Raw genomic sequence first — 21,881 nt, forward strand, 5'->3', positions numbered from 1 at the left:
ACGCTGAACCTTGTCAATATCTTCTTGCTTCATCGGATCATCCGATGCCGCGAAGCTCACGGTCTGATCAATGAAGGCTTTACGACCAGATCCAGAGCCAACAGCCTGATAGTTGACCTGCGGCCCCTCAGCCTTGGCCAGCTCAGAGAACCAACGGGTATAGATCTTTGCAGGGAAAGTGGCACCAGCTCCGCTGAGACGGCCGGATGAACTTGAGGTGCTGCAAGCCGTGATGCCAGCACTAAGAACAACCACTGAAAAGAGCAAAAGGGCCTTCTTTGAGAACGACATGGGGCCCCTGAAGGATTTCATCAACCCATAACTAGATAAGAAATGCCCTTTGATGGGAAAAAGTCAGCAATTGACTAGGAGATCTTGATGAATCGGTGAGTGGTTAAGGGAGACAAGAATGTTCTACCCAGTAGAACCCTTTTCTTTTCTCTAGGCAAAAGCCCAGCAACTGAACTATCAAAGGGAGATTCCTGCCCCCTTGCTTAGTCAAGCTAGGCTTCGCCTGGATCTGCAACGATCAACAAGGAGTTGGTTTTTCGGTGAATATTTGAATTAATAACAGCTTCTATCCAAAAGAGCTCAATGCCCATTTGATCACCAACAATGGTGGGCGTTGATACATGCTTCTGATGCGTAGGCTACTTTCAGCTCTCCTTGCTATCACCGTATGCTTTGCAGCTCCTTCTTGGGTGATGGCTGCTGACTCGGCCCATGGCGGACAAGTCTTCTCGTCTACTTGTGCCGCATGCCACGCTGGCGGCGGCAACATCGTAGATCCTGCAAAGACCCTGCAAAAAGCGGCCCTAGAAGCAACCTTAAGCAACTACGGCTCAGGGCATGAAGAAGCAATTGTTGCCCAGGTCACCAACGGTAAAGGCGGCATGCCTTCTTTTGCAGACGTCCTCAGTGCAGCAGATATTGCTGATGTAGCAGCCTATGTTGAAGCGCAAGCCAGCAGTGGTTGGTAGTTAAAAGTCAATTAATCGTTTCAAATCCTTCAGTCAAGTCTGGTTTATTAACCAGCTTGATTGAAGGATTTTTTTTAGCCCAACTCCAAGCAGGCCAAACCATAAACCTCGTCTAAAGGAATAGAGGGTTGTACTCCGCGATACATTCGCAAAGTTTGAGAAACAGCATTGAAGCCAAGTCGTTTCAGGAGGGGCTCTGCTGAAGAGTTGCCTCCAGGTGCGTCCAAGAGCACCACACCTGGATGACGTTGGATCAAACGCTTCAGCAACAGCTCTGCGAGTTGCGGACTATCAGCCAATAGCGGCCCAATCCGCCAGCCTTCCCCATCACGTAATAAACAAGGCCGGATCCTGCCAAATCCATGGCAACAATCGTTGCCATCTACCAGGGCCAACACATTACCGGCCGGATGCTCAAGCCAATCGGAAAGGAAGTGAGGGCGGGGGCTGGGTTCCCGTATGGCGTCATAAGACTGCACAGCCATCGCGGGGATCGAATCACCCTCAAGCAGTTGCAACCCTTCGCCATTGGAATAACCATCGTTGCCAACGAGGTTGCCATCACAAATCCTCTGCCAGCGGGTTGTCGGCGATGCATTTGCAAAGCCCCATCCGGCATAGTCGTCAATTCGATCGTACGCAGCTTCTAAACCAACGCAGGGAAGATCAACGAGATGCTCGAGAGCATGTTCCCATAGCTCAACCCCATACCCATGCCCTCGATGTTCCGGAATGACAAGGAACAATCCGATGAAGCCATAGGCGGCGTTGTAGCGAACTCCGGCAATGCAACCGACAGGCTGATTGCCGAGCCAACCCACCCATAATCCCTGACGGTCGGTATGACGATAAATACTTACATCACCCACACCAGGAGCAAAACCCTCTGCCCTGGCCCATTGCGTAACCATGGCGATGTCATTGCGTTGCAGCGGCCGGATCTTTAGCAGCGAGGCCATAACAGAGCAATTAACGAGATGTTTTTCAGGATCAAGCTGGTTTGGAAGATTGATCCAATGATGGGGCGTGATATTTAATGATTGAGATGCATCAGGATGAGATTTGATCTTGTTCCGAAAGTTGCTGCTGAATCTGCTGTCGATAGATCGCTGGGGCTAGCACTAGAAACAAGCCCCACCATCCGAACACGCCTATAGCGATCAGAACAGTAAACCAAAGCAGATTGGGCCACCACCAACTGACAGCGACACAAGCAACACCTGTGAGCAGAATGCTCCAGGGTTGACACCACCAGGGTTTTTCATCCCAAAAGCTTGCAGTGGTTGCTTTGCCTTGATCACTACTCATCGCAGTGTCTCTAGTTGGCCAGAAGCATGCATCTTCGAAAGTTCATCGTAACCGCCAATCAACTCACCATCGATGAAAATCTGAGGGAAAGTATTGAGCTCACTAAGGTGATTGAACTCCTTGAAAGAGGCATCATTGTCGATGCTCTTCACGGTGTGCGGAATTGAAAGAGAACGAAGCATCCTCAGAGCTCTTGTCGACCAAGGGCAACCGGGCAGAACAGCAATTTCCACCCTTGGTGTCTGAGAAGAATCAGGAGAGTCTTTTGGGAGAGACTGATCCAATAAACCCACCAGCAGATCAGCACCCTTGAGCACAAGGGTGCCTGGTTCAAGATGGCCACCCCATACCTGACAGGCACTATCAGAGAGGCTGAGATGCAGATGCACACTATTGGGAGAAACTGTGCCATTCAGAGTGATGATCTCCAAGTTTCCCTCGAGGACAGTAGGCCCTGACTGACCAGGACACTGAAATGCTGCACGCGAAAGATTGCCAACCACACCAAGAACAAAACCTGAGCTGTTCTGTTCCTGAGCTATTTTCTTAAGGCTTATCAGCAGGTCGCTGCCTGGAGCAAGCTTCAATGGCAGCGATCGCATGGAGTTCTCCTTTGAGAAAGCACAGATTAAGAAGTCAACAATAAATACCGGTCCTCAGAGCTGATCGATAGACGACTCGAAGATTGCCATAGAGAGCTTGTGGGCATGAATGGCAACTTATTGCTGAACTATTGATGCCAAGCTAAGACGTCAAAGTGTCGTCACTGCAGAACCCAATGGCCGAGCTGCAAGAGCGCCAAGGATTGTCTCAAGAGGCTCCAAGTGCAGCAACGGTGGCCGATTCTGCTCAATCGGAACGCCTAAATGTGACCCTGCCGGCGGGTTTGATGAATCGGCTCAAGCAGCATGCCCTCGCAGAAAGCCGTAGCTGTAGCAGCCTTGCCTCGTTCTTGATTGAAGATGGACTGCGCCGTCATCGTCAGTTAGACGGGTGACGCCCAGTTCTACTAAATAGCGAGGATCTTGACTGTTTAGATGCTGACGTAAGTGCAGTATTAGAAGGTTGACTAAATAGTGTTATTGGTTCGTCTTTGCTGCATTGATGAGTTGGAGGGGCGGTTTACTGGATATTTATAGTCTCAATCTCTGGGAAAATATTATTGAGATAAAAGTATCTTTATAGCTTCTGCGGCAATGATTTGTTTCGAATCTTTTAAGTCGATCGTTGATCGTCTTAGTCATCCAGTGTAAAATAGTTCTAATGAAAAAACTGTGTCTATGGAGAGTCAATTTAGGCGGCGCTTATTAATTTTATAAGTTGATCTGAATACACCTGCTCTTAGCCTCTGTCAACGTGGGGATAGACCAAGTTGTTATGTTGTCCTCCGTAATGCATCTGACCAGTCAGAAAGGATGTCGTCTAGCCATCGGAGCTTATCCAGCCTTTAGTTATGACGCTAGAGGTGGCGGTGGAGACGGTCTTCTAGGGCCTTTAAATCAAGATGGGCTGAGAAGTCTTCGCTTTGATCCAAAAAACCTGATCATTCCTGCTCTCAGCTGGCGCACAACACAGATTCTTGGCTTGCCAATGCCTCCTGGTTTGAACATCAGTATTACAACCCAAAAGCTTGAAGGGTCTTTCGCACCCGATAGCGGTGAATTGTCACTTCAGTTTGAAGCGCACTTCCGTTTCACGGTTGGCAGTTGGCTTACTGCTCCTGACCTGACTGTGAACACATGCCTCAGCAGTGGAAAGGTTGAGAGTCAGCGCCATCATGTACAAGGACAGGCACTTGATGCGGATGGCAATGCCGTACTTGTGGGCGTCGCCACCGTGCCACTGAGTGGAGCCGCATGGCTGGATCAATTTTTGGGTCTACCCGATGAAGCGCTAGCAGTGCTGAAGTGTCAGCTGCAAAACTAAATGTTTGTGAGCATTAGATCAGAGGAATTATTTCAAAAGCCTGTCGCTTATCGCTTGAACCTGATTACTGCGTTCAAGACGAAGGAGTTCAATATTAATTAAACGTTCCAATGGACTATCACTAGGCAAGACAAATCCATAGGTCTGAAGGGAAAGCCTAAAAGGTGCTAATTTTAGAGATTTATCAGGATTATTTTTCATATAATAACTCAAGATAGGTTTGTCTGAGATCAGTCCTGAGACTTTATTTTTCTTGATTAGATGAATAGCTTCCTTAAGGGTTGGTACTGGCAACGGCCGTGCGCCATATGATCTTGCTAAAGATACACCTGTGGTGCCAGTGACTACGCCAATTAATTCACCATCCAAATCCGATGGTTTCATGATCCTAGACAATTGTGTCTGAGATAGCGAGACGGTAAATGCCGAAGCCAATCCTGCAGTAATTGTCGACACTGATACTAGCGAAATTACCATCCACACCCCTGCTATAGTCCTTCCTGCCTTCGTTAAAGGTGCACGGTCTCCGTAACCTACGGTGGTGAGTGTAACCAAGGCAAACCAAATCCCATTCCCTAGACCCTTTATATATTGAGGAGGAAAATGTTCAGGGTTGCGTTTTCGCTCTGCAAGCCAAATCAGATTGCCTACACAAAAAAGTGTAAATAGCAAGAACGTGATAGAAGATAAAGCAGCGACACCAAAGAGAGGTTTGATCCTCGTCCATAATCCGGGTGGCTGTGATGGTACTAAAACACCCTCCTCTGCATAGAAATAAGGTTGAGTGAATTCAATCCCATTTTTTGCCGCCCGATCTGGCGTAATGCTGATAGGCCCGATGGCTAAATCAATCTTTCCATCAGCAACCGCCTTGATGTTCGAATCTATGTTGGGATATGGAACGAGAATGTATTCAAGCTTCTCTGCATTAGCGATTTGTTCCCAAACTTCAATACTAATCCCCTCATATACATCAGCCCTCTTGTCCACAAATGGTGGCGAACCACTCACACCAACTCTTAAAGCCATTGCCTGAAGGGGAGACGGAGTCGCCATGACAATCAAGGCAGCAACGGAGAGCCTTCTCTTGAAATTCATGCCGCCCATCAATCGCCTATACACGAAATGAAAAGCCCATCTCACCTAAGGCTGCCATAGGAGTGCGGACGATTCTTATCCACACCACCACGACAAGAAAGGTTGTAAGACCAGTCTGAGCAAGAACTTGAAAGGAGAGACAAGCAACAGCTTATTTCTGTTCAAGGCGACGAACGATCAAAATCATTGCTAGAACCGATCCAACTAGGGCACTAATCAGAAAAAGAGTCATCTAGAAGCTACGACTGGAAAGGTCATCTTAGATTGCGATCAACAGCCCTGAAGAGCATTTTGCTATTTCCTTTTGTAAGCTTTAAGCGCTTGCAAGAGTTGCAGATGGTTGCCTAACACAACCATAACCTTTGAATAAGACAGTATCTGACGGCATAACTAGGCCAAACAGATTGATCGCGTTTCGATGACATGACAAAGCCAGCCAGGCCAAATTCTTCCCTAAGCAATATTGATGTGGCTAGGAATAGATAACGGATGCAGCAAAAATACGGCTAACAAGCATTGACTATGAAAAGGCTTGAAATGGATCAAAATTCAGCACAGAAAGACCTTTTGGAATCATGAGAAGGTAATAAATTCTGGCAGAGAAAGGTTCGAAGCTCGAATGTCTTTGCCTGTTTCATTTTTGAGTAAGAAGCCATTCACCAACGACTTCCTTCATCTAGGGAGTTGACGGGAAGCCATTGATGCAGTGAGCTTTAGCTGAATTTGCTGATGGTGAAGGTAGCCATTTTTCACTTGCCCCGAACGAAAACAGCTACAACCAAAGCAAAGGCAGCCCCACTTAGACGTGCTGGCCGCACAGCCTCCCCGCCAAGGCGGCGACGGCGGCCTCAGCGTAGGAGATCTCAGCTATCCAAACGCTTACTTGTGATTGGGTTGCCGCTCACTGTTTTTGCGGGTCTTGTGGCTCTGGCCCCGAAAGCACCCGAACGCTTCAACCCAAGTCAAGTCGCCCCAGAGAGCATTAAGAGACAAGTACATGCTCCCTTTCGCTATCGACCAAACGATGAGGTCTACGCACTCGATTTTGACCCACGTAAAGTGAAGTTCGGCCTTCTTGAAGGCTGGGATAGAGAACAGGACGCTTTCCAGGACTCCTCTTCACTGGCATTTGTCTCTGGTCCGATGTATGAGCGGCATGTCGACATTGGCGGCCAAGAGATCACAGTTCCTCTTGGAGATCTCAAGCTGGGTCAACGCGTCTGGAGTAGTCGTAACCGCGCTGCCTCCATCCAACGCGCCTACATAGGCATTCGCTACAACGGCAGAGTTGACTTCGGTTACGGAGAACTAACAGCCAATCGTGCCTCCACCTACGACACCTTTATCGGAGGCCTACACAGCATTTACAACGATCTGGAAGCGCCTCCTCCTCGCTACAAGGGCGCATACAGCATCAGTATGGGCCAGCGGATCCGCTACTACCTTCCTCGCATCAGGATGATCATGGGCCTGCGAGAAGACGGGCGTATGGAGGTATTAATGAGCAGAGATGGGTTAACCCTTGAACAGAGCAAGGATTTAGCCCGCAGCCGTGGCCTTGTGGCGGCTTACATGCCAGACCATGCCTCCAAGAGTCGTTTGATCATTCCAGGCGTCAAGGGCTTCACAGAGGATGACGCCAATTGGATCAGCGGTGGTGTCACAAGCTTTGTGCATGTTCCCTATCTCCTGAGGCTCAGTGAACGTCGCTTCCAGCTTCAGGGCACCTTGGCAGCCTCTCTCAGCCCCAGGATTGATGGGGCGCAAGACTGCAATGGAGTTAATTGCCAACAATGGCCGGGCGTAAGACTGTTCGACCGGGCCCTGGCTGGACTGAATCGCTTGATAGAGCAAGGTGTGGAGCCCATCGCCAGGATGATCTGGGCGCCCAAGCCCGGCACTACCATTCCCAGCGATAGCCAACGCACTTTGCTGGCTCGTAATAGTGATCGAGCTCCTCTACGGGAACCGCCGATTACGGCAGATCCACTGGTATTGCTCGAAACGCCCGAAAAGTTGGATTCACCCTTGAATCTTAAAGATAAGGATCCCTTGAGAACGGATCTGGAATGGGGCAACACCCTGCTTCCCCCTGATCTGCCACCACCTTTGCTGCTTCGGGAAGGCGAGGTCCTGCCTACAGCCCAGGAGATCCATCAACGAAGAGACCCGATCCATCAAAATCCAGCTGAAATCGAGCCTCCACCACTGATCGGAGCCCCACCACTGCCGGTATTACCTCCACCACCGCTGTCTGCATCAGAGGTAGGACTGATCAATTAACAGTTAAATCAATCGTTTTCATGGCAGGCCTCTACCGATAAGGCCTTGCCAATTTGAATCGTGTTCAATTCCCTACGCCTCAAGATTGGCTAGTGCATATTCGCGAGCTTAGATAGGCACTAGTCACCCTGCATTGATAAAGCTCGAACAACATCACCCCGGGTAATCACCCCAACAAGTTTGCGCTGATCGTTGATTACAAATAAGCGCTGCGTACTGCGGTCATGAAGCATGGCGGCTGCCCTTGGTAATGGCAGTGCTTCATTGCAGGTATGGGTGTCGCTGCGCATCAAGTCGTTGACGCTGGTACCAAGCACCTGGTGAACTTGCTTATCCCAGTTAAGGGGGTTCCGCAAGTAGATAACACTGTCGAGCAGTAACACATAGGGACCAGCATCAACGCCGCTCTCGCGCACCATCAGATCTTGCTCAGTGAGTTCCCCCACAAGCGTTCCATCGTCGTTGACGACTGGCAGGCCACTGATGTGGTGATCAGTCAGCAGTTGTACAGCCTCCTGCAGAGATGTGGCTGGCACGACACTGAGCACAGGCGTTGACATGACATCCTTCACCGTCTGCTGGAGCACCATGAATCACATGCAAGTTCATTCATTCTGAGCCTGTGAGTGCACCATCCCGCCTCGGTTCACCATCAACACTGAGAAGATCGGCAAATGCTCTAACAGTGGGGCGTTCTGCCGCAGGCCTCCCCCTGGTGTTGTTGCTTCAATTGGGTCAGCCTGCTCTGGCATGGGTGTTGTTGCTGCTGGCAGGGCTTAGCGACGCCGCTGATGGCTGGCTAGCCCGCAGAGCAGGTGGTGGTAGTAGCTGGGGCGCTCGCCTGGACCCGCTTGCTGACAAGCTTCTTCTAGCAGCACCGATGATCTGGCTGGCCAGCAACGAGGTCTTGCCTGTTTGGTCGATCTGGCTACTGCTGGCCAGGGAACTACTGATTTCTGGTTGGCGTGCTCAAGCCTCATCTGGTGCTCCTGCTTCTTGGGGAGGTAAAGCAAAGACGATCCTTCAATTCCTAAGCATGCTGCTGTTGTTGTGGCCGCCTAGTTGGGGAAGCCACAACTTTTGCCTCAATATGCAGCACCTGGGCTGGTGGTTGTTCTGGCCATCTCTGTTCCTGGCGCTTAGCTCTGCGTTGGCATACATCAAACCCCGATCAAGGAATGATCGGCACTGAAATCTGGTTCAGCCGTTGGCTTCAAGGAGTAGTCGTTGCAGTAGCTATCTTCGAGGCCAGTCTCAAGGTCAAAGCGTGGCTGCCAGGCCAATTCCCGCTCCACCCTGGTGATATCGGTAAGGAAATGACTCAGCCTCAGCGGGAAGGCCTTACGAGCTTTGGGATTCAGGCCTGAAGGATCAAAAGAACGAAGCTCAACGGTATTTGGATCTTTGCCACAAGCCCTTGCTGCCGCTGCAATCAAGCCCCTGAAGGTGATACCACGCTTGCTGGAACAGTTGTAAATGCGATTCGTCGCTGTCTCCACCTCAAGGGAACGAACCATGGCATCAGCCAGATCAACAACATGCCCCAATTGGGTGATGGTGGTGCCATCTCGTGGCAAAGGAACCGGTCGATTATGGACGATACGATCGAAAAACCAACGTTCAATTGGGTTGTAATTACCAGGACCATAGATATAAGTAGGTCGGAAACTGGTAAAGGGAATTCCTTGCTGAAGCAGCCATGATTCGGTCTGAGCCTTGCCGGCATGACGACTGTTCGGGTCGGTTGCGCTCTCCTCATTCAGTGGCCACTGTTCGGAATCCGCATAGACGCCAGCGGAACTGACATAGAGGAAACGATGCTTTGGCTCTCCTGTACAGGCCACCACCCTTTGACTGTCTTCAAGCTTGCGCCCTGAGCTGTCGACGATGACATCGTAGCTTCGGCCTTGAAGACGACTCAGCCCCTCAGTGGTGGTTCGATCACCACTGAGATGTTCCACACCATCTGGCAAAGAATGGCGGCCACGAGTGAACAACGTGAGCGCATGGCCTTGGGCCTGAAGTCGAGTAACTAGAGGCTTGCCGACAAATCGGGTTCCCCCCATGATCAGAATCTTCAAAACAGCTGAATCATCAAACGCGCATATTGAAGCGCGTTCGATCAGCAACTGAAGGCCCTTCGCCCTGCAGGATGGAGGTCTCAGGCAACGTTCTTTGCCAATCATGGATATCATCCCAGCCATCGACCTACTGGACAGCGCTTGCGTGCGACTTCACCAGGGGGACTACGAGAAGGTGACTCGCTTCAGCGAGGACCCCGTTGCTCAAGCCCTGAGCTGGCAGAAGCAGGGTGCAACACGCCTACACCTGGTGGATCTCGATGGCGCCAAATCTGGTGAGCCGGTCAACGATTCCTGTGTGCGAGCTATTACCTCTGCTCTCAATATTCCTGTCCAGCTCGGGGGTGGTGTGCGCACTCTCGAACGAGCTGAAGAACTTCTCGCCTATGGCCTTGAACAAGTCATCCTTGGCACCGTGGCAATAGAGCGACCCCAGCTAGTGAAACAGCTTGCCCAAAGGAATCCCGGTCGGATTATCGTCGGCATCGATGCGAAAAACGGCAAGGTGGCAACGCGAGGATGGATTAGCCAAAGCGAGGTGAATGCAACAGACTTAGCCGCCGATTTCAATGCTGCCGGCATCGCTGCAATCATCAGCACAGACATTGCAACCGATGGAACTCTTGAAGGGCCAAACCTAGAGTCACTACGTGCAATGGCAAACGCCAGCAGCGTTCCAGTAATCGCCTCCGGAGGTGTGGGTTGCATGGCCGATCTACTTAGTCTGCTTGCTCTTGAACCCTATGGAGTGAGTGGGGTGATTGTGGGAAGAGCTCTCTACGACGGCAAGGTGGATCTAAAAGAAGCAATCCGAGCTATTGGCGATGGCCGACTGCAGGACCCACCAAGCAGCCAACCACTGATGGCATGAGGACCTTGGACTATGAATTGACCTTGCTGGAGCCGTAAATTGAATTCATTATCACTTCAGTTGTGACACACACCGCTCCCAAGATCAGCGGCTCAAGTGGTGGGCGGGATGAAGATGGATTGCAGGGAGCCTTCGAACGCTGCCGGCTGCTCGGGATGCGACTAAGCCGTCAGCGGCGCATGGTGCTGGATCTCCTCTGGAGTGAAGCCACTCATCTCAGTGCTCGCGATATCTTTCAAAAGCTCAACACCTGTGGTCGGTCCATCGGTCACACATCCGTCTATCAGAACCTGGAGGCACTTCAATCAGCAGGACTGATCGAATGTCTCGATCGAGCCAATGGTCGCCTATACAGCTACCGAAGCGATCCTCATAGCCACCTCACCTGCATAGAGACCGGCAACATCACAGACCTTGATATAGAACTACCTGAGGATTTGCTCGATCAAATCGAGGCCAAAACTGGTTACTGCATTCACTCCTACACCCTTCAACTCAGCGGTCGGCCAGCATGTAAGAACCAGAACTAAAAACATCAAGATCTCAACGGACTGGAGGATTTGCCTAACGCTCGTTACCTTGATGGCATAAGCCTTGTGCCGTGGTGAATTTGGCGGACAGCACATCCACTCAGATCCTGTTGTTAGCTCCCGATCTACTCGGTGAATCCTTAGCGTTGCAGCTCAGCAGTGCAAACCCAAACCTGGATGTCATTCTGCGGACGGACCAGCTGAGCCGTCATCCAGTCCTAGTGATCTTGTCGGTGGAGAGTTTCGAAACTCTCAGCACATTGCAACTGGAACTAAAAAGACTTCAGGAGCATTGGCAACCTGCTCCAGTAATGCTGATCCTTCCGGCCCAGCTTCGCTTCAATGCAAACGAGTTGTTGAGCCTCGATTGTCCAGGCCTGCTTCAAGACCCCGATCTGGTCACATTGCAGGCTGCCATCACCACCCTTTGTGGCGGTGGCAGAGTTGTGAGACTCAATGCTGCCCCCGTCTCCCCAGACAGCATTCCCCAAGCAACGATGGGGCTTGGTCAGTGGCTTTTGGTGAGTGGTCTCCAGCAGATCGACAACGATCTGAGGTTGATCGAAGCATTCCTCAACCCACCGCCCAAAAATGAACTGTCTCGTCTTTTGATGGAAGGGCGCCAGCGGGAACTCCGCAGTGCAAGAGATTTTTTGTTCTGGATTTGGGGCCCGCTGCAAGTGGGATTACGCAACCCTTTCCCCCAAAACCGGCCAGCCCAAAAGGCACGCATCAATTTCGATTTCGATGCTTCAAGACAGATCTCAGCAGAAGCTGCTGGAACGGTTATCTGCCTTAGTGAACGCAACGCAGTGGCGGTATGGGGAGCGATTCGTCAGCGGCTTAGCGATTCCGTAGAAAGAGGACTCAGCAATTCAACAGGCAGCCTGCTAGCGATTGAAAGCCTCAATCCCGAGCGACGTCGTGATCTACTCCTGGCCCTTTTGAACCAATTGGATCAAGTGATGAAAAGGCTGCGTCAAGCCAACAGTACCGAGACCCCACTCAATGACTCCTGGCTGACGCTCGAATCTGAACTACGTGAACAAGCCCTGCGATCCATGGCAGGTAATTACGTCAGACTTCCTCGAGGTGGTGAACTCAAACCAGTGGCAGATCAATTGCTTGCCACTGCCAATCTCAAGGGAATTGATCAAGAACTTCCAGATCCCCAGAGAATGCTGGCTCCATTGCTGCTCGACAGACCCGTGCTTGTTGAGGGGCAGCTGCTGCCGGCAGATGCCCCTCGTGCCTTACTGCAACTCGAAATGTTGGTGGGTAACTGGCTCGTACGAACCGCTGAAATAATCAGTGCTGAAGTTCTCGGAACCTGTGGTGAGTGGCCCGAACTACGCCGATTCCTACTTAACCAGCACTTGATCTCCACACGAGAACTCGAGCGATTGCGTAATCAACTCAATACTCAGGCCCGTTGGCAAAACTGGATTCAAAGACCAATCCAGCTCTACGAAAGCAAACGACTCCTCTACAGGTTGCGAGACGGCATTATCGAGCCATTACTGCTGACCGAACCTCGTGATGAAGAACTCAGCCAACTTGGTTGGTGGCAGCAGCAAGTTGCTCTATTGCTCGAAGCCCGCGATGCTCTGGCACCCTCAATGCAATCCCTGATCAAACGCATTGGTGATCTCATGGTGGTCGTGCTTACTCAGGTATTAGGCCGTGCTATTGGTCTGGTTGGACGAGGAATCGCTCAGGGAATGGGACGCAGCCTGAGAGGTGGCTAACTCCCACACTTTCGAGGCACTCAAGCGCCAAAATGAGCATTAAACATCTCCGTGTACTGCCCATGACCCATCTGCTCAAAGCACTCCTGAGCTTGGGTCTGGCCATTCTTCTGATGGGGCCCCCAGTCCAAGCCATCCGAGATGACGATGCCTACGACGGCAACATCTTTCCGATCTATGCGGGTGATGGTTCATTGGGTTACGGGCAAGCAACAAATCTTCCCGAAGCCCTTAGAGAGAAGCGCACAAGTGTGATCGTGTTTTATCTAGATGACAGCGCCGTCAGCAAGGCTTTCTCGCCTGTGGTGTCAACAATTAAATTGATATGGAGAGATTCCATTGATCTCATCCCATTGACCACGGACGAGTTTCAAGGACGAACAAGCAACGATCCCCAAGATGAGTCTTATTACTGGCATGGACGCATCCCTCAAGTGGTGGTGATCGATGGTCAAGGTGAGGTGCTACTCGATCAAGAAGGCCTAGTTTCACTCGATGAAATCAATGATGCAATCAGTACTGCTACAGGCCTAAGTAAACCAATTGATTCACTTAAAATCGACAGCTTCAATGAATACAACAGCTTCATGGTGAAAGAATAAGGCGCTAAAGTACTGCTATCAGCATCAACTACCCTTTACGCTGCGCGCCAGGTCCCCCGGTCTAGTAAGCCGGCTGCTCCAATGACTTGCCTGCTTGAGCTGCTCCTACTGCTGGGTCTTTGTGTGTTTTGGCTCGAGCTGAGGCATCGTCTGAGGCCCGCCTCCCCTCTGAGCCTCAAGGCGCTTGACTTCAAGGTCAAGCAAAACAACTCTGATCTTGATGTAGAAATCTGGCTGGAGATCAGCAACCCCCATCCGCGCATGGAAGTGATGGTGCCTGAGTTGCAAATTAACCCTGTTCTGCTTGGCAAAGCCGATCTAAGTGAAGTCAAGTTGAGCACAAAGATCACACCACATCATCCAGATGAAAAGGCTCGCGATGATGGTTACTGGGCGGCCTACATTGTCAAAGGCCACAAAAGCACGAGGGTGCAGGTGAACCTGCACCTGCAGAACAGTAAAAGCAGCGATTTGAAAACCAGTGCTGACAGCATTTGGGTAGATGTGAACTGGGTGAACTACGGCCCCTTTGGTCGGCTGAATCGTCGTCAAGGTGTCCTGGTGCCACTCCATCAGCCTGAACCCCTCCAACCCTCTGAAGTCAGCTTTCAAGCTGGCGATTGCTGTGAGGTGTTGCCTCTGAAAACCCATTTGCTTGGCACCCTCGATAACACCGTTGAGATCTTGCGTGACTACGCCAAGCCGCATCTACGCCCCGGAGATGTCCTCACGATCGGGGAAACCCCGGTGGCGATCATGCAAGGGCGCTATCACCACCCCAGCACAGTCAACCCTGGATGGCTCGCCCGGTTCCTTTGCCGAGCCTTTCATCCCACAAGCAGTCTTGCTACTGCTTGTGGGATACAGAGCTTAATTAATCTGGTAGGGCCAACCAGAGTGCTACTGGCATGGATCGTTGGCCTAATTCTGAAAACGCTAGGAATCAAAGGAGGCTTCTACCGACTTGCTGGCGAACAGGCACGTCTAATTGATGACATCACAGGAACCACTCCTCCATACGATCAAACGATCGTGCTTGGGCCCCTCGCGCCAACAAAGCTCTGCAGACAAGCAGCCGCTGAGTTGGGAGTTGGCGTTGCCATCGTTGATGTCAATGATCTGGGCCGGGTCAAGGTCCTGGCCTCTAGTGATGGTTGCGATGAAACCCTTCTCAAAAAAGCTCTGCGTCCGAACCCAGCCGGTAATGCCAATGAACGCACGCCTTTGGTCTTGGTCCGACCCAATTGACCACAATGGAAGACACGGTCAAGCTGGATAAGATTCAACTGAAGGCATTGGTCGAGGCGTGATCGAGGCATCCAGCAGCCCCCTTCAGGTGATGTCCCTCAGAGCGAGCCACTTCCCCATGCTGAATGCCAGCGATCACGCTGGTCGGATGCACTGGCTAGAGACCATGCTTTGGCGCGGTTGGCTGGCAAGAGCTGAACAACAACTTCCAAGCTTGCTGCCAACTAGGCAGCCAAGTTGCCTAGTTGCTCTTGAGCAGAAAAATCTGGTCGGCCTCGTTGTGATTAGGCCCTACAACCGACGTGGTACCTGCTGGTCAGTGACCTCACCGGAGTTAATAACGTCGCCGCGGCACTGCAGCAAGCAAAGCGTGAGCCGTGACCTTTTGAAAAATGCCATCCAGCAAGGCAGTAAGCGGGCACAAAGCTGGATCTTGCGCTGCCCCGTCAATGACACCGATCAGCTGGCACTAGCCCGAGTGCTCGGCTTTCAACCTCTCAAGCTATTCCAGTGTTGGACACCACCCTCACTGATGGCCCAGGCGATACCAACTTGGCCTGATGAGCTCAGCTGGCAACAGTTGAGCCGTCGAACAGCCTCCTTGCTTTGGCCACTGGAAAAAGCCGGAGGCTCTGGCCATCTCCGCCAGATCGTCGATCGACAATGGATCGACCTTCTTGACCAAAACCAAACGGGCAGTGGCGTGCTGCTTACCCAGGGCGGCGCAACGATTACGGCCATTGCAGGTCTGGTCAGCCATCCTGGAACAAACTCAGAAACAGTGCTTGAACTCATTCGCGATGTCGGCTGGGACCCTCGACTGTCACAAGCTCTGCCAAAAGTTTTGGCTGACCTTACGAGCATGTCCAAAACATTCCGACTGATCACCACCAGCGAAGACGAGCCGCTCAATACTCTTCTCGAACAACTGAGATGGAAGCGTGCGGGAGAAGAGTTGCTGCTTGGTCGCAGTCTTTGGCGTCGCCAGGTAAGCAGCAAGTTGCTTCTTGGAGCTCGACCACTGCAATCGATGCTGGGGCGACTGCAACCACAGCAACCACCCCTCCCTACTCCAAGCCTGGGCCGACGTGAATGACGGCAACAAAACCCAGCCCCAAATCCATTCTTAGTCTGGATTTGGGGAAAAGACGCATCGGCCTAGCAGGCTGCGATCCACTGGGAATCACGGTGAGTCCTCTACCACCTCTGCAGAGAAAAAGCTTCGACCGAGACCTAAAATCATTGCAGCGGCACTGCACTAGTCGCAAAGTGGAAGGTCTGGTCGTGGGTTTGCCGCTCGATGCCAAAGGTCTGCCCACTGATCAAGCACGACACTATGAGCGTTATGGACAACGCTTGGCGAGAGCTCTCAAGCTGCCTCTCGCTTTGGTCAATGAACACAGCAGTAGTTGGGCTGCTGCTGAACGCTACAACTTGCAAGGCGATCGCAGTGGCCAGCTTGATAGCGCTGCGGCAGCACTTCTGCTCGAGCAGTGGTTGCGAGAAGGTCCCGAACTGAAACCGGTCCACGTGGCGGCCCATCCAGTGAGCCAGGCGAACAGCGATAGTGGATCCTGAGCAAATCAACCTCAGCTCTAATGACTGCCCCGGGTCCAAACATCAATGGCGAGGTGCCAACGGTTCTAGTAAGAGATGATGAAGGGCGGGATCTGCTCTGTTTTCTCGAGCAACTCATTCCCCTTGATGACAAGGATTACGCCCTACTCACACCGGTCGACACCCCCGTCTCCCTCTTCCGCCTCATCGAAGGCAACGATCCTGAACTGATCGAAACGATTGCCAGCAGTGAACCAATCCTTTCAGTGGCCGATGTCGTGCTGCAAGAACACGACCTCACTCTTGTTCGCTCAGCCGTAACACTCACTGTGAACGGTGAACTAGACGAACCCGATCCAGAGGAATTGGAAGATGAGGAAACCGATGACGACTCAGAGACATACGAATTGCTCGTTAGTTTTATGGTCCAAGAGCAGGAGTATGGCCTTTATATCCCTCTGGATCCCTTTTTCGTTGTGGCTCGCATGACCGACGGTCAAGCGAAGCTTGTAGAAGGAGAGGAATTCGATCAAATCCAGCCACGTATTGAAGTCGAGCTCGAAGATAGGGAGCTGTAGATCTGATGAGCCAACACTGGCTTCAGCCAAACTGGGAACCCGGCCTGACGCTCCCCCATCTGCCGATCCAGCACTTGCTGGATCAGGGCCTGCAGGCCCTGATCCTTGACGTTGATCGCACCTTGCTGCCCGGGCGTGAGATTGAACTACCGCTATCCGTTACAAGCTGGGTTAAGGAAGCCCAACGCCATCTATTACTTCACCTCTTCAGCAACAATCCCTCTCGAAAACGTATCGGTTCGGTAGCTGAGCAACTAGATCTCACCTTCACCTGCAGTGCAGCGAAACCTCGCAGAGCCCGACTGCGAAAGGTACTCAATCAGCTCCAGTGCAAACCTACAGAGATCGCCATTGTGGGAGATCGAATCTTCACTGACGTGCTAGCCGGAAACCGTCTTGATCTCTATACCGTTCTAGTTCGACCACTACGCGCCGATGGCTACCCCTGCAACAACAACCGAGTTCAGCGTCTCGAACAAAAACTTGCCGCATGGCTAGGGGCCCCACAGACATGAGTCTGTGGGTGGTGAAGGTGGGAACCAGCCTGCTGAGAGGCAATGAGAAGCAATCCACCGCCGAAGTGATTGAGAGCTACAGCGCCTGCCTTTCAGCAAGCCTCAAGCGGGGGGATCATGTTGTCCTCGTAACAAGTGGCGCCGTAGGTCTGGGTTGCAATCGTCTAGGGCTAAGCCAACGGCCGGTCGATGTGGTGGCTCTCCAAGCGACGGCGGCTATCGGTCAAGGACAACTCATGGCTCTCTATGAGGCTGCCATGAGCCGAAGGGGCCACACCGTGGCTCAGGTATTGCTCACCCGCTCAGATCTTGGCTCGAGGCACCGTTATCGCAATGCTTCAAGCACCTTGAAGCAACTGCTCGACTGGGGCGTGCTGCCGGTGGTGAATGAGAACGACGCCCTCTCTCCGGAAGAATTGCGTTACGGCGACAACGACACCCTTTCAGCTCTCGTTGCAACCGCAGTGGGGGCTGATCAGCTCATCATGCTCACCGACGTGGATCGCCTTTATTCCTCAGACCCCCGCATTAATGCCTCTGCCGAACCGATCTCAGATGTTTACCATCCCCATGAACTGACTGCCCTGGAAGTCGCGGCCGGGGAGGGAGGTCCCTGGGGCACTGGGGGTATGACTACAAAACTTGCGGCAGCTCGCATCGCTACCGCAAGTGGCATCACCGTTCTTCTTGCTGATGGCCGCGATCCTCAAGTACTTGATGGGTTGCTGCAAGGAAGACGGAGCGGCACGGTGTTTCATCCTCACCCTCAACCTCTCGGCAATCGCAAGAGCTGGCTGGCCCATGCCCTTAAGCCCTTAGGGACCCTTCAGCTGGATGAAGGCGCCTGCGATGCCCTTCAACATCGTGGCGCCTCCCTCCTCTTGGTGGGGGTTAAAGAGGTGGAAGGAAACTTTGAAGCCAACCAGCCGGTAAGACTCATGAATCCCGAAGGAAACGAGCTCGCTCGAGGCTTGTGTTCCTTGAGCAGCAAAGAACTGCGCGAGGCCATTGAGACCCAAATGAGCACGAATCGTTCACCGGTTGTGGTGCATAGGGACGTGTTGGTTCTCCGCAACGCGTGACTTGAGTGAACATCAACAACACATCACGCCTACGATCCGCCGAAAAGTGATTTGACATGCGCTTCAGCCAGTTGATCGCCTCCCTCCAACAAGGAAGCGCTGGGCTGCAGGACCACCAGCTAGCTGAAGATCCTGAACTGCTTAGCGGCGCATCTCTCGATCAAGCAAAGGCCAATCAGCTCAGTTTTCTGGAACAGGGCAATGCACTAACCACACAGCTAAGCCACAGCAAGGTTGGGGCCGTATTGATTCCACCTCAGGATGATCTACGTGTCATTGCTGAACAAAGAGGGCTGGCCTTTGCGGTGTTGCGAGATCCTCGCCTGGCATTCGCTGAAGCCTTGGAACAATTGCATCCACGCTCGCGGCCCAAGGCAGGCGTTCACCCCACAGCTGTGATCGGAGATCAAGTGCATCTTGGCCAAGGGATCTCAATCGGTGCGCACGTCGTCATCGGTGATGGCAGCCGTATTGGTGCCTATAGCGTGGTTCATCCAGGCGTAGTGATTTACGAAGATGTGGTGGTGGGTGAAGCTAATGAACTTCACGCCAATGCTGTTCTTCAGCCTGGTTCCAGGCTAGGTCTGAACTGCGTTGTGCACTCCAATGCCGTTGTGGGATCAGAGGGTTTCGGTTTCGTACCTACCGCCAATGGATGGAGAAAGATGCCTCAAACAGGTTTGGTGGTTCTTGAAGACGGTGTAGAAGTGGGCTGCGGGTCGACCATCGACCGTCCATCGGTTGGTGAGACTCGCATCGGCGCTGGTACCAAAATTGACAACCTTGTGCAAATTGGCCACGGGGTGGTTACAGGCAAAGGATGTGCCCTTGCCTCACAGGTGGGGATTGCCGGCGGTGCTCGCCTGGGTGACGGTGTAATCCTCGCTGGTCAGGTTGGAGTCGCTAATCGAGCTGTAATCGGCGATCGTGCCATCGCTAGCTCGAAGAGCGGTATTCATGGCGAAGTTGAAGCGGGGGAAGTTGTCAGCGGCTATCCCGCGATTCCAAATCGCCTCTGGTTGCGCTGTTCCGCAACCTTCAGCAAATTACCGGAGATGGCCAAAATGTTGAGGAAGCTGACAAGAGATACACCTCAGTAACCTCATAGGAGGCACAAGCCATTTGGGAGTCCTCCACATGCGCCAGCACCGCATCGTTCTGCTGCCTGGTGATGGTATCGGTCCTGAAATCACTGCTGTAGCAAAGTTGTTACTTGATGCAGCAGGCGAACTACACGGTTTCAAGCTGAATTTCGAGCAACACCCCATAGGTGGTGTTGCCATCGACGCAAGCGGATCGCCGCTGCCAGCCAGCACCCTGGAGGCATGTCGAGCCAGTGATGCTGTGCTCCTTGCAGCAATTGGTAGCCCTCGCTTTGATGCCCTGCCCAGAGAGCAACGGCCGGAAACAGGCCTTCTATCCCTTCGTGCAGGACTGAAACTATTTGCGAACCTCAGACCGGTGACGATCCTGCCGGCCCTGATCGATGCCAGCAGCCTGAAAGCAAAGGTGATCAAAGGCGTTGATTTAATGGTGGTGCGGGAGCTCACAGGCGGGATTTATTTCGGCCAACCGAAAGGGCGGATTGAGGCCGATGGGGATGAGCGCGCTTTCAACACAATGACCTACTCCAGAACAGAGGTGGACCGAATCGCCAAGGTCGCTTTCGACCTCGCCCGCGATCGCAGCGGAAAGCTTTGCTCGGTAGATAAGGCAAATGTGCTTGATGTCAGTCAACTGTGGCGTGATCGTGTCGATGCTTTGGCTGTCAACTATGTAGATGTAGAGCTCAGCCACATGTATGTGGACAATGCCGCGATGCAATTGGTGCGCAACCCCAGGCAATTCGATGTGCTGCTCACCGGTAACCTGTTCGGAGACATCCTTAGTGACGAAGCAGCCATGCTGACAGGCTCGATTGGCATGCTGCCCTCAGCTTCGCTCGGCAGCGAAGGACCAGGACTGTTCGAACCGGTGCATGGCTCCGCACCCGATATTGCAGGACAAGACCTGGCCAATCCAATGGCAATGGTGCTTTCCGCAGCAATGATGCTGAGAATTGGCTTAAAGGAAAACGATGCCGCAACGGCTCTTGAACGATCAGTGGACCGTGTTCTTGCGGCTGGTTTCCGGACAGGTGACCTCATGAGTGAGGGCTGTACCCAACTGGGCTGCGCAGAGATGGGTGAGCAATTGCTGCAAGCGCTTTAAAGGATCGACAACTCTGATAAGCAAATGCTGATGTTGCCAAATTGAGCTGTTTGCTCCATGACCTGCCAAAATCTCTGGGCCTGTCCTGCCTGCGTCGATGTCGAAGCGTCACCCGGTTGTCGCCGTTACAGGGTCCTCTGGAGCCGGAACCAGCACCGTAAAGCGGGCCTTCGAGCACATTTTTTCCCGAGAGAAAATCACGCCCGCCGTTGTAGAGGGCGATAGCTACCACCGCTTCGAGCGGATGGCCATGAAGGAAGCCATGGCTGACGCCTTGGCCAAGGGTGAAAACTTCTCCCACTTCGGCCCAGAAGCGAACTTATTCGACAAGCTCGAAGAGCTCTTCCGCACCTACGGTCAAACAGGGGGTGGCAAGAAGCGTTACTACTTGCATAGCACTGAAGAGGCAGCAGAACATAACAGCCGCCTAGGTACGAAACTTGACCCTGGTCAGTTCACCCCTTGGGAGGAAATTCCAACCAACACTGATGTGCTCTTCTATGAAGGTCTGCATGGTGGTGTCGTTGGTGATGGCTACGACGTAGCAGCCTGCGCTGACCTACTGGTTGGGGTGGTACCAATCACCAACCTTGAGTGGATACAAAAAATCCACCGCGACAATGCCGAGCGTGGCTATTCCGCAGAGGCAATTGTGGATACGATTCTGCGCCGCATGCCTGATTACATCAACCACATCTGTCCACAATTCAGCCGCACAGACATCAATTTCCAGAGAGTGCCCACTGTGGACACCTCCAACCCATTCATTTGTAGGAACATCCCTACGCCGGATGAAAGCTTTGTGATCATTCACTTCCGCAAAGGTGCTCGCGAAAAATGGGGCATCGACTTCGGAGATCTGCTCAACATGATTAATGACTCGTTTATGTCGAGTCCGACAAGCATCGTGGTGAACGGAGGCAAGATGGGTTTTGCAATGGAATTAATTCTGACCCCGATCATTCATCGCCTGATTGAAGACAAACACAACCTCTCCTAAGCAAAATAATTTCGTTACCTCAAGAAACAACTATGATGGGATTATCTGAGTAATCAGTTAATCCTATTTCTATTTCTAACCTCTCATTTGTAATTTCAACAGCTGCTTCCCGATCAACCGAGGCAGCACGCTGGGATCGGATCAACAGTGGCCAACTGATTGAGAAAGCACGACAAATTTATTTCAACTATCTCTCCAACACCATCACTGGCACGGAACCCAGTGGTGTTGTTCTGAATGAAAACAATGGGAAAGGACGCGTT

Annotated in this window: 25 protein-coding genes; 18 read left to right on the forward strand and 7 right to left on the reverse strand. The window is 52.2% G+C overall.

Annotation, left to right across the window (positions count from 1 at the left end):
• Window positions 1–291 (reverse strand): substrate-binding domain-containing protein (locus PMIT1303_RS04860; protein WP_197459770.1); only part of this gene is annotated, 291 nt, incomplete at its 3' end.
• A gap of 350 nt (window positions 292–641) precedes the next feature.
• Between PMIT1303_RS04860 and PMIT1303_RS04865 the strand changes: the two genes are divergently transcribed.
• Window positions 642–980 carry a c-type cytochrome gene (locus PMIT1303_RS04865; RefSeq protein ID WP_011129888.1) on the forward strand — a complete coding sequence of 113 codons (339 nt, stop codon included), beginning with the start codon at window positions 642–644 and terminating at the stop codon, window positions 978–980.
• A gap of 74 nt (window positions 981–1,054) precedes the next feature.
• Here the strand turns inward: PMIT1303_RS04865 and PMIT1303_RS04870 are convergent, their stop codons facing one another.
• The 3 genes from PMIT1303_RS04870 to PMIT1303_RS04880 all read right to left on the reverse strand — a co-directional run bounded on the left by PMIT1303_RS04870 (window position 1,055) and on the right by PMIT1303_RS04880 (window position 2,890).
• On the reverse strand, window positions 1,055–1,939 hold the full coding sequence (locus tag PMIT1303_RS04870; protein ID WP_011826386.1) for a GNAT family N-acetyltransferase: 885 nt from the start codon (window positions 1,937–1,939) through the stop codon (window positions 1,055–1,057).
• 91 nt (window positions 1,940–2,030) lie between these two features.
• Window positions 2,031–2,288: a DUF6737 family protein gene (locus PMIT1303_RS04875; protein WP_063397763.1), complete on the reverse strand. Its 258-nt coding sequence runs from the start codon at window positions 2,286–2,288 to the stop codon at window positions 2,031–2,033.
• Window positions 2,285–2,890: a PCC domain-containing protein gene (locus tag PMIT1303_RS04880; RefSeq protein ID WP_063397764.1), complete on the reverse strand. Its 606-nt coding sequence runs from the start codon at window positions 2,888–2,890 to the stop codon at window positions 2,285–2,287. Before PMIT1303_RS04880 ends, PMIT1303_RS04875 begins: the two co-directional genes overlap by 4 nt.
• Window positions 2,891–3,066: 176 nt before the next feature.
• Between PMIT1303_RS04880 and PMIT1303_RS04885 the strand changes: the two genes are divergently transcribed.
• Both PMIT1303_RS04885 and PMIT1303_RS04890 read left to right on the forward strand, forming a co-directional pair.
• On the forward strand, window positions 3,067–3,285 hold the full coding sequence (locus PMIT1303_RS04885; protein WP_231901330.1) for a CopG family transcriptional regulator: 219 nt from the start codon (window positions 3,067–3,069) through the stop codon (window positions 3,283–3,285).
• Window positions 3,286–3,665: 380 nt separating this feature from the next.
• Window positions 3,666–4,214: a hypothetical protein gene (locus PMIT1303_RS04890; RefSeq protein WP_063397766.1), complete on the forward strand. Its 549-nt coding sequence runs from the start codon at window positions 3,666–3,668 to the stop codon at window positions 4,212–4,214.
• 27 nt (window positions 4,215–4,241) lie between these two features.
• Here PMIT1303_RS04890 and PMIT1303_RS04895 read toward each other — a convergent pair whose 3' ends face one another.
• Complete coding sequence (locus PMIT1303_RS04895) at window positions 4,242–5,270, reverse strand: transporter substrate-binding domain-containing protein (protein ID WP_231901332.1); 1,029 nt, start codon at window positions 5,268–5,270, stop codon at window positions 4,242–4,244.
• A gap of 771 nt (window positions 5,271–6,041) precedes the next feature.
• Here PMIT1303_RS04895 and PMIT1303_RS04900 point away from each other — a divergent pair.
• Window positions 6,042–7,595: a hypothetical protein gene (locus tag PMIT1303_RS04900; RefSeq protein ID WP_063397768.1), complete on the forward strand. Its 1,554-nt coding sequence runs from the start codon at window positions 6,042–6,044 to the stop codon at window positions 7,593–7,595.
• A gap of 119 nt (window positions 7,596–7,714) precedes the next feature.
• On the opposite strand, the gene PMIT1303_RS04905 is transcribed toward PMIT1303_RS04900, so the two are convergent.
• Window positions 7,715–8,185 carry a CBS domain-containing protein gene (locus tag PMIT1303_RS04905; protein WP_063395742.1) on the reverse strand — a complete coding sequence of 157 codons (471 nt, stop codon included), beginning with the start codon at window positions 8,183–8,185 and terminating at the stop codon, window positions 7,715–7,717.
• 32 nt (window positions 8,186–8,217) lie between these two features.
• On the opposite strand from PMIT1303_RS04905, the gene PMIT1303_RS04910 reads away from it, so the two are divergent.
• Window positions 8,218–8,787: a CDP-alcohol phosphatidyltransferase family protein gene (locus PMIT1303_RS04910; protein WP_063395743.1), complete on the forward strand. Its 570-nt coding sequence runs from the start codon at window positions 8,218–8,220 to the stop codon at window positions 8,785–8,787.
• Here the strand turns inward: PMIT1303_RS04910 and PMIT1303_RS04915 are convergent.
• Window positions 8,756–9,661 (reverse strand): NAD-dependent epimerase/dehydratase family protein, encoded by a 906-nt coding sequence (locus tag PMIT1303_RS04915; RefSeq protein WP_231901333.1) that lies wholly within the window; start codon window positions 9,659–9,661, stop codon window positions 8,756–8,758. The genes PMIT1303_RS04910 and PMIT1303_RS04915 overlap by 32 nt on opposite strands.
• 118 nt (window positions 9,662–9,779) lie before the next feature.
• On the opposite strand from PMIT1303_RS04915, the gene hisA reads away from it, so the two are divergent.
• The 13 genes from hisA to PMIT1303_RS04980 all read left to right on the forward strand — a co-directional run bounded on the left by hisA (window position 9,780) and on the right by PMIT1303_RS04980 (window position 21,618).
• Window positions 9,780–10,547, forward strand: a complete 768-nt coding sequence (gene hisA / locus PMIT1303_RS04920) for a 1-(5-phosphoribosyl)-5-[(5-phosphoribosylamino)methylideneamino]imidazole-4-carboxamide isomerase (protein WP_063397770.1) — start codon at window positions 9,780–9,782, stop codon at window positions 10,545–10,547.
• 155 nt (window positions 10,548–10,702) lie between these two features.
• Complete coding sequence (locus PMIT1303_RS04925; RefSeq protein ID WP_231901344.1) at window positions 10,703–11,077, forward strand: Fur family transcriptional regulator; 375 nt, start codon at window positions 10,703–10,705, stop codon at window positions 11,075–11,077.
• 71 nt (window positions 11,078–11,148) lie between these two features.
• Window positions 11,149–12,825 carry a DUF3685 domain-containing protein gene (locus PMIT1303_RS04930; protein WP_063397771.1) on the forward strand — a complete coding sequence of 559 codons (1,677 nt, stop codon included), beginning with the start codon at window positions 11,149–11,151 and terminating at the stop codon, window positions 12,823–12,825.
• Between the two features lie 32 nt (window positions 12,826–12,857).
• A complete protein-coding gene (locus tag PMIT1303_RS04935; protein WP_063397772.1) occupies window positions 12,858–13,427 on the forward strand; it encodes a thylakoid membrane photosystem I accumulation factor in 570 nt (189 codons plus the stop codon).
• 81 nt (window positions 13,428–13,508) lie between these two features.
• On the forward strand, window positions 13,509–14,675 hold the full coding sequence (locus tag PMIT1303_RS04940) for a hypothetical protein (RefSeq protein WP_063397773.1): 1,167 nt from the start codon (window positions 13,509–13,511) through the stop codon (window positions 14,673–14,675).
• A gap of 58 nt (window positions 14,676–14,733) precedes the next feature.
• The gene (locus tag PMIT1303_RS04945; protein ID WP_231901334.1) at window positions 14,734–15,771 is read left to right on the forward strand and encodes a hypothetical protein; all 1,038 of its coding nucleotides are present in this window, start codon (window positions 14,734–14,736) and stop codon (window positions 15,769–15,771) included.
• Entirely contained in the window at window positions 15,768–16,253 is a 486-nt protein-coding gene (ruvX, locus tag PMIT1303_RS04950; protein WP_063397774.1) for a Holliday junction resolvase RuvX, read from the forward strand. Before PMIT1303_RS04945 ends, ruvX begins: the two co-directional genes overlap by 4 nt.
• Before the next feature lie 20 nt (window positions 16,254–16,273).
• Window positions 16,274–16,810, forward strand: coding sequence for a DUF3727 domain-containing protein (locus tag PMIT1303_RS04955; RefSeq protein ID WP_011826367.1), 537 nt, complete (start codon window positions 16,274–16,276; stop codon window positions 16,808–16,810).
• 5 nt (window positions 16,811–16,815) lie between these two features.
• A complete protein-coding gene (locus PMIT1303_RS04960; RefSeq protein WP_063395751.1) occupies window positions 16,816–17,325 on the forward strand; it encodes a YqeG family HAD IIIA-type phosphatase in 510 nt (169 codons plus the stop codon).
• The gene (gene proB / locus PMIT1303_RS04965; protein WP_063397775.1) at window positions 17,322–18,407 is read left to right on the forward strand and encodes a glutamate 5-kinase; all 1,086 of its coding nucleotides are present in this window, start codon (window positions 17,322–17,324) and stop codon (window positions 18,405–18,407) included. Before PMIT1303_RS04960 ends, proB begins: the two co-directional genes overlap by 4 nt.
• A 56-nt stretch (window positions 18,408–18,463) precedes the next feature.
• Window positions 18,464–19,507, forward strand: a complete 1,044-nt coding sequence (gene lpxD, locus PMIT1303_RS04970) for a UDP-3-O-(3-hydroxymyristoyl)glucosamine N-acyltransferase (protein WP_063397776.1) — start codon at window positions 18,464–18,466, stop codon at window positions 19,505–19,507.
• Window positions 19,508–19,544: 37 nt separating this feature from the next.
• A complete protein-coding gene (leuB, locus tag PMIT1303_RS04975; RefSeq protein WP_063397777.1) occupies window positions 19,545–20,618 on the forward strand; it encodes a 3-isopropylmalate dehydrogenase in 1,074 nt (357 codons plus the stop codon).
• A gap of 97 nt (window positions 20,619–20,715) precedes the next feature.
• Window positions 20,716–21,618 carry a phosphoribulokinase gene (locus PMIT1303_RS04980; RefSeq protein ID WP_063395755.1) on the forward strand — a complete coding sequence of 301 codons (903 nt, stop codon included), beginning with the start codon at window positions 20,716–20,718 and terminating at the stop codon, window positions 21,616–21,618.
• Window positions 21,619–21,881 lie beyond the last annotated feature (263 nt).

The sequence above is a fragment of the Prochlorococcus sp. MIT 1303 genome (assembly GCF_001631965.1).
Classification (GTDB): domain Bacteria; phylum Cyanobacteriota; class Cyanobacteriia; order PCC-6307; family Cyanobiaceae; genus Prochlorococcus; species Prochlorococcus marinus_D.

Bases quoted from the DNA above. Each gene is read 5' to 3' on its own strand.
- PMIT1303_RS04865 (WP_011129888.1), top strand. From the start codon at position 642: ATGCGTAGGCTACTTTCAGCTCTCCTTGCTATCACCGTATGCTTTGCA.
- PMIT1303_RS04870 (WP_011826386.1), bottom strand. From the start codon at position 1,939: ATGGCCTCGCTGCTAAAGATCCGGCCGCTGCAACGCAATGACATCGCC.
- PMIT1303_RS04875 (WP_063397763.1), bottom strand. From the start codon at position 2,288: ATGAGTAGTGATCAAGGCAAAGCAACCACTGCAAGCTTTTGGGATGAA.
- PMIT1303_RS04880 (WP_063397764.1), bottom strand. From the start codon at position 2,890: ATGCGATCGCTGCCATTGAAGCTTGCTCCAGGCAGCGACCTGCTGATA.
- PMIT1303_RS04885 (WP_231901330.1), top strand. From the start codon at position 3,067: ATGGCCGAGCTGCAAGAGCGCCAAGGATTGTCTCAAGAGGCTCCAAGT.
- PMIT1303_RS04890 (WP_063397766.1), top strand. From the start codon at position 3,666: ATGTTGTCCTCCGTAATGCATCTGACCAGTCAGAAAGGATGTCGTCTA.
- PMIT1303_RS04895 (WP_231901332.1), bottom strand. From the start codon at position 5,270: ATGGCGACTCCGTCTCCCCTTCAGGCAATGGCTTTAAGAGTTGGTGTG.
- PMIT1303_RS04900 (WP_063397768.1), top strand. From the start codon at position 6,042: ATGGTGAAGGTAGCCATTTTTCACTTGCCCCGAACGAAAACAGCTACA.
- PMIT1303_RS04905 (WP_063395742.1), bottom strand. From the start codon at position 8,185: ATGGTGCTCCAGCAGACGGTGAAGGATGTCATGTCAACGCCTGTGCTC.
- PMIT1303_RS04915 (WP_231901333.1), bottom strand. From the start codon at position 9,661: ATGGGGGGAACCCGATTTGTCGGCAAGCCTCTAGTTACTCGACTTCAG.
- hisA (WP_063397770.1), top strand. From the start codon at position 9,780: ATGGATATCATCCCAGCCATCGACCTACTGGACAGCGCTTGCGTGCGA.
- PMIT1303_RS04925 (WP_231901344.1), top strand. From the start codon at position 10,703: ATGCGACTAAGCCGTCAGCGGCGCATGGTGCTGGATCTCCTCTGGAGT.
- PMIT1303_RS04935 (WP_063397772.1), top strand. From the start codon at position 12,858: ATGAGCATTAAACATCTCCGTGTACTGCCCATGACCCATCTGCTCAAA.
- PMIT1303_RS04940 (WP_063397773.1), top strand. From the start codon at position 13,509: ATGACTTGCCTGCTTGAGCTGCTCCTACTGCTGGGTCTTTGTGTGTTT.
- ruvX (WP_063397774.1), top strand. From the start codon at position 15,768: ATGACGGCAACAAAACCCAGCCCCAAATCCATTCTTAGTCTGGATTTG.
- PMIT1303_RS04955 (WP_011826367.1), top strand. From the start codon at position 16,274: ATGACTGCCCCGGGTCCAAACATCAATGGCGAGGTGCCAACGGTTCTA.
- PMIT1303_RS04960 (WP_063395751.1), top strand. From the start codon at position 16,816: ATGAGCCAACACTGGCTTCAGCCAAACTGGGAACCCGGCCTGACGCTC.
- proB (WP_063397775.1), top strand. From the start codon at position 17,322: ATGAGTCTGTGGGTGGTGAAGGTGGGAACCAGCCTGCTGAGAGGCAAT.
- lpxD (WP_063397776.1), top strand. From the start codon at position 18,464: ATGCGCTTCAGCCAGTTGATCGCCTCCCTCCAACAAGGAAGCGCTGGG.
- leuB (WP_063397777.1), top strand. From the start codon at position 19,545: ATGCGCCAGCACCGCATCGTTCTGCTGCCTGGTGATGGTATCGGTCCT.
- PMIT1303_RS04980 (WP_063395755.1), top strand. From the start codon at position 20,716: ATGTCGAAGCGTCACCCGGTTGTCGCCGTTACAGGGTCCTCTGGAGCC.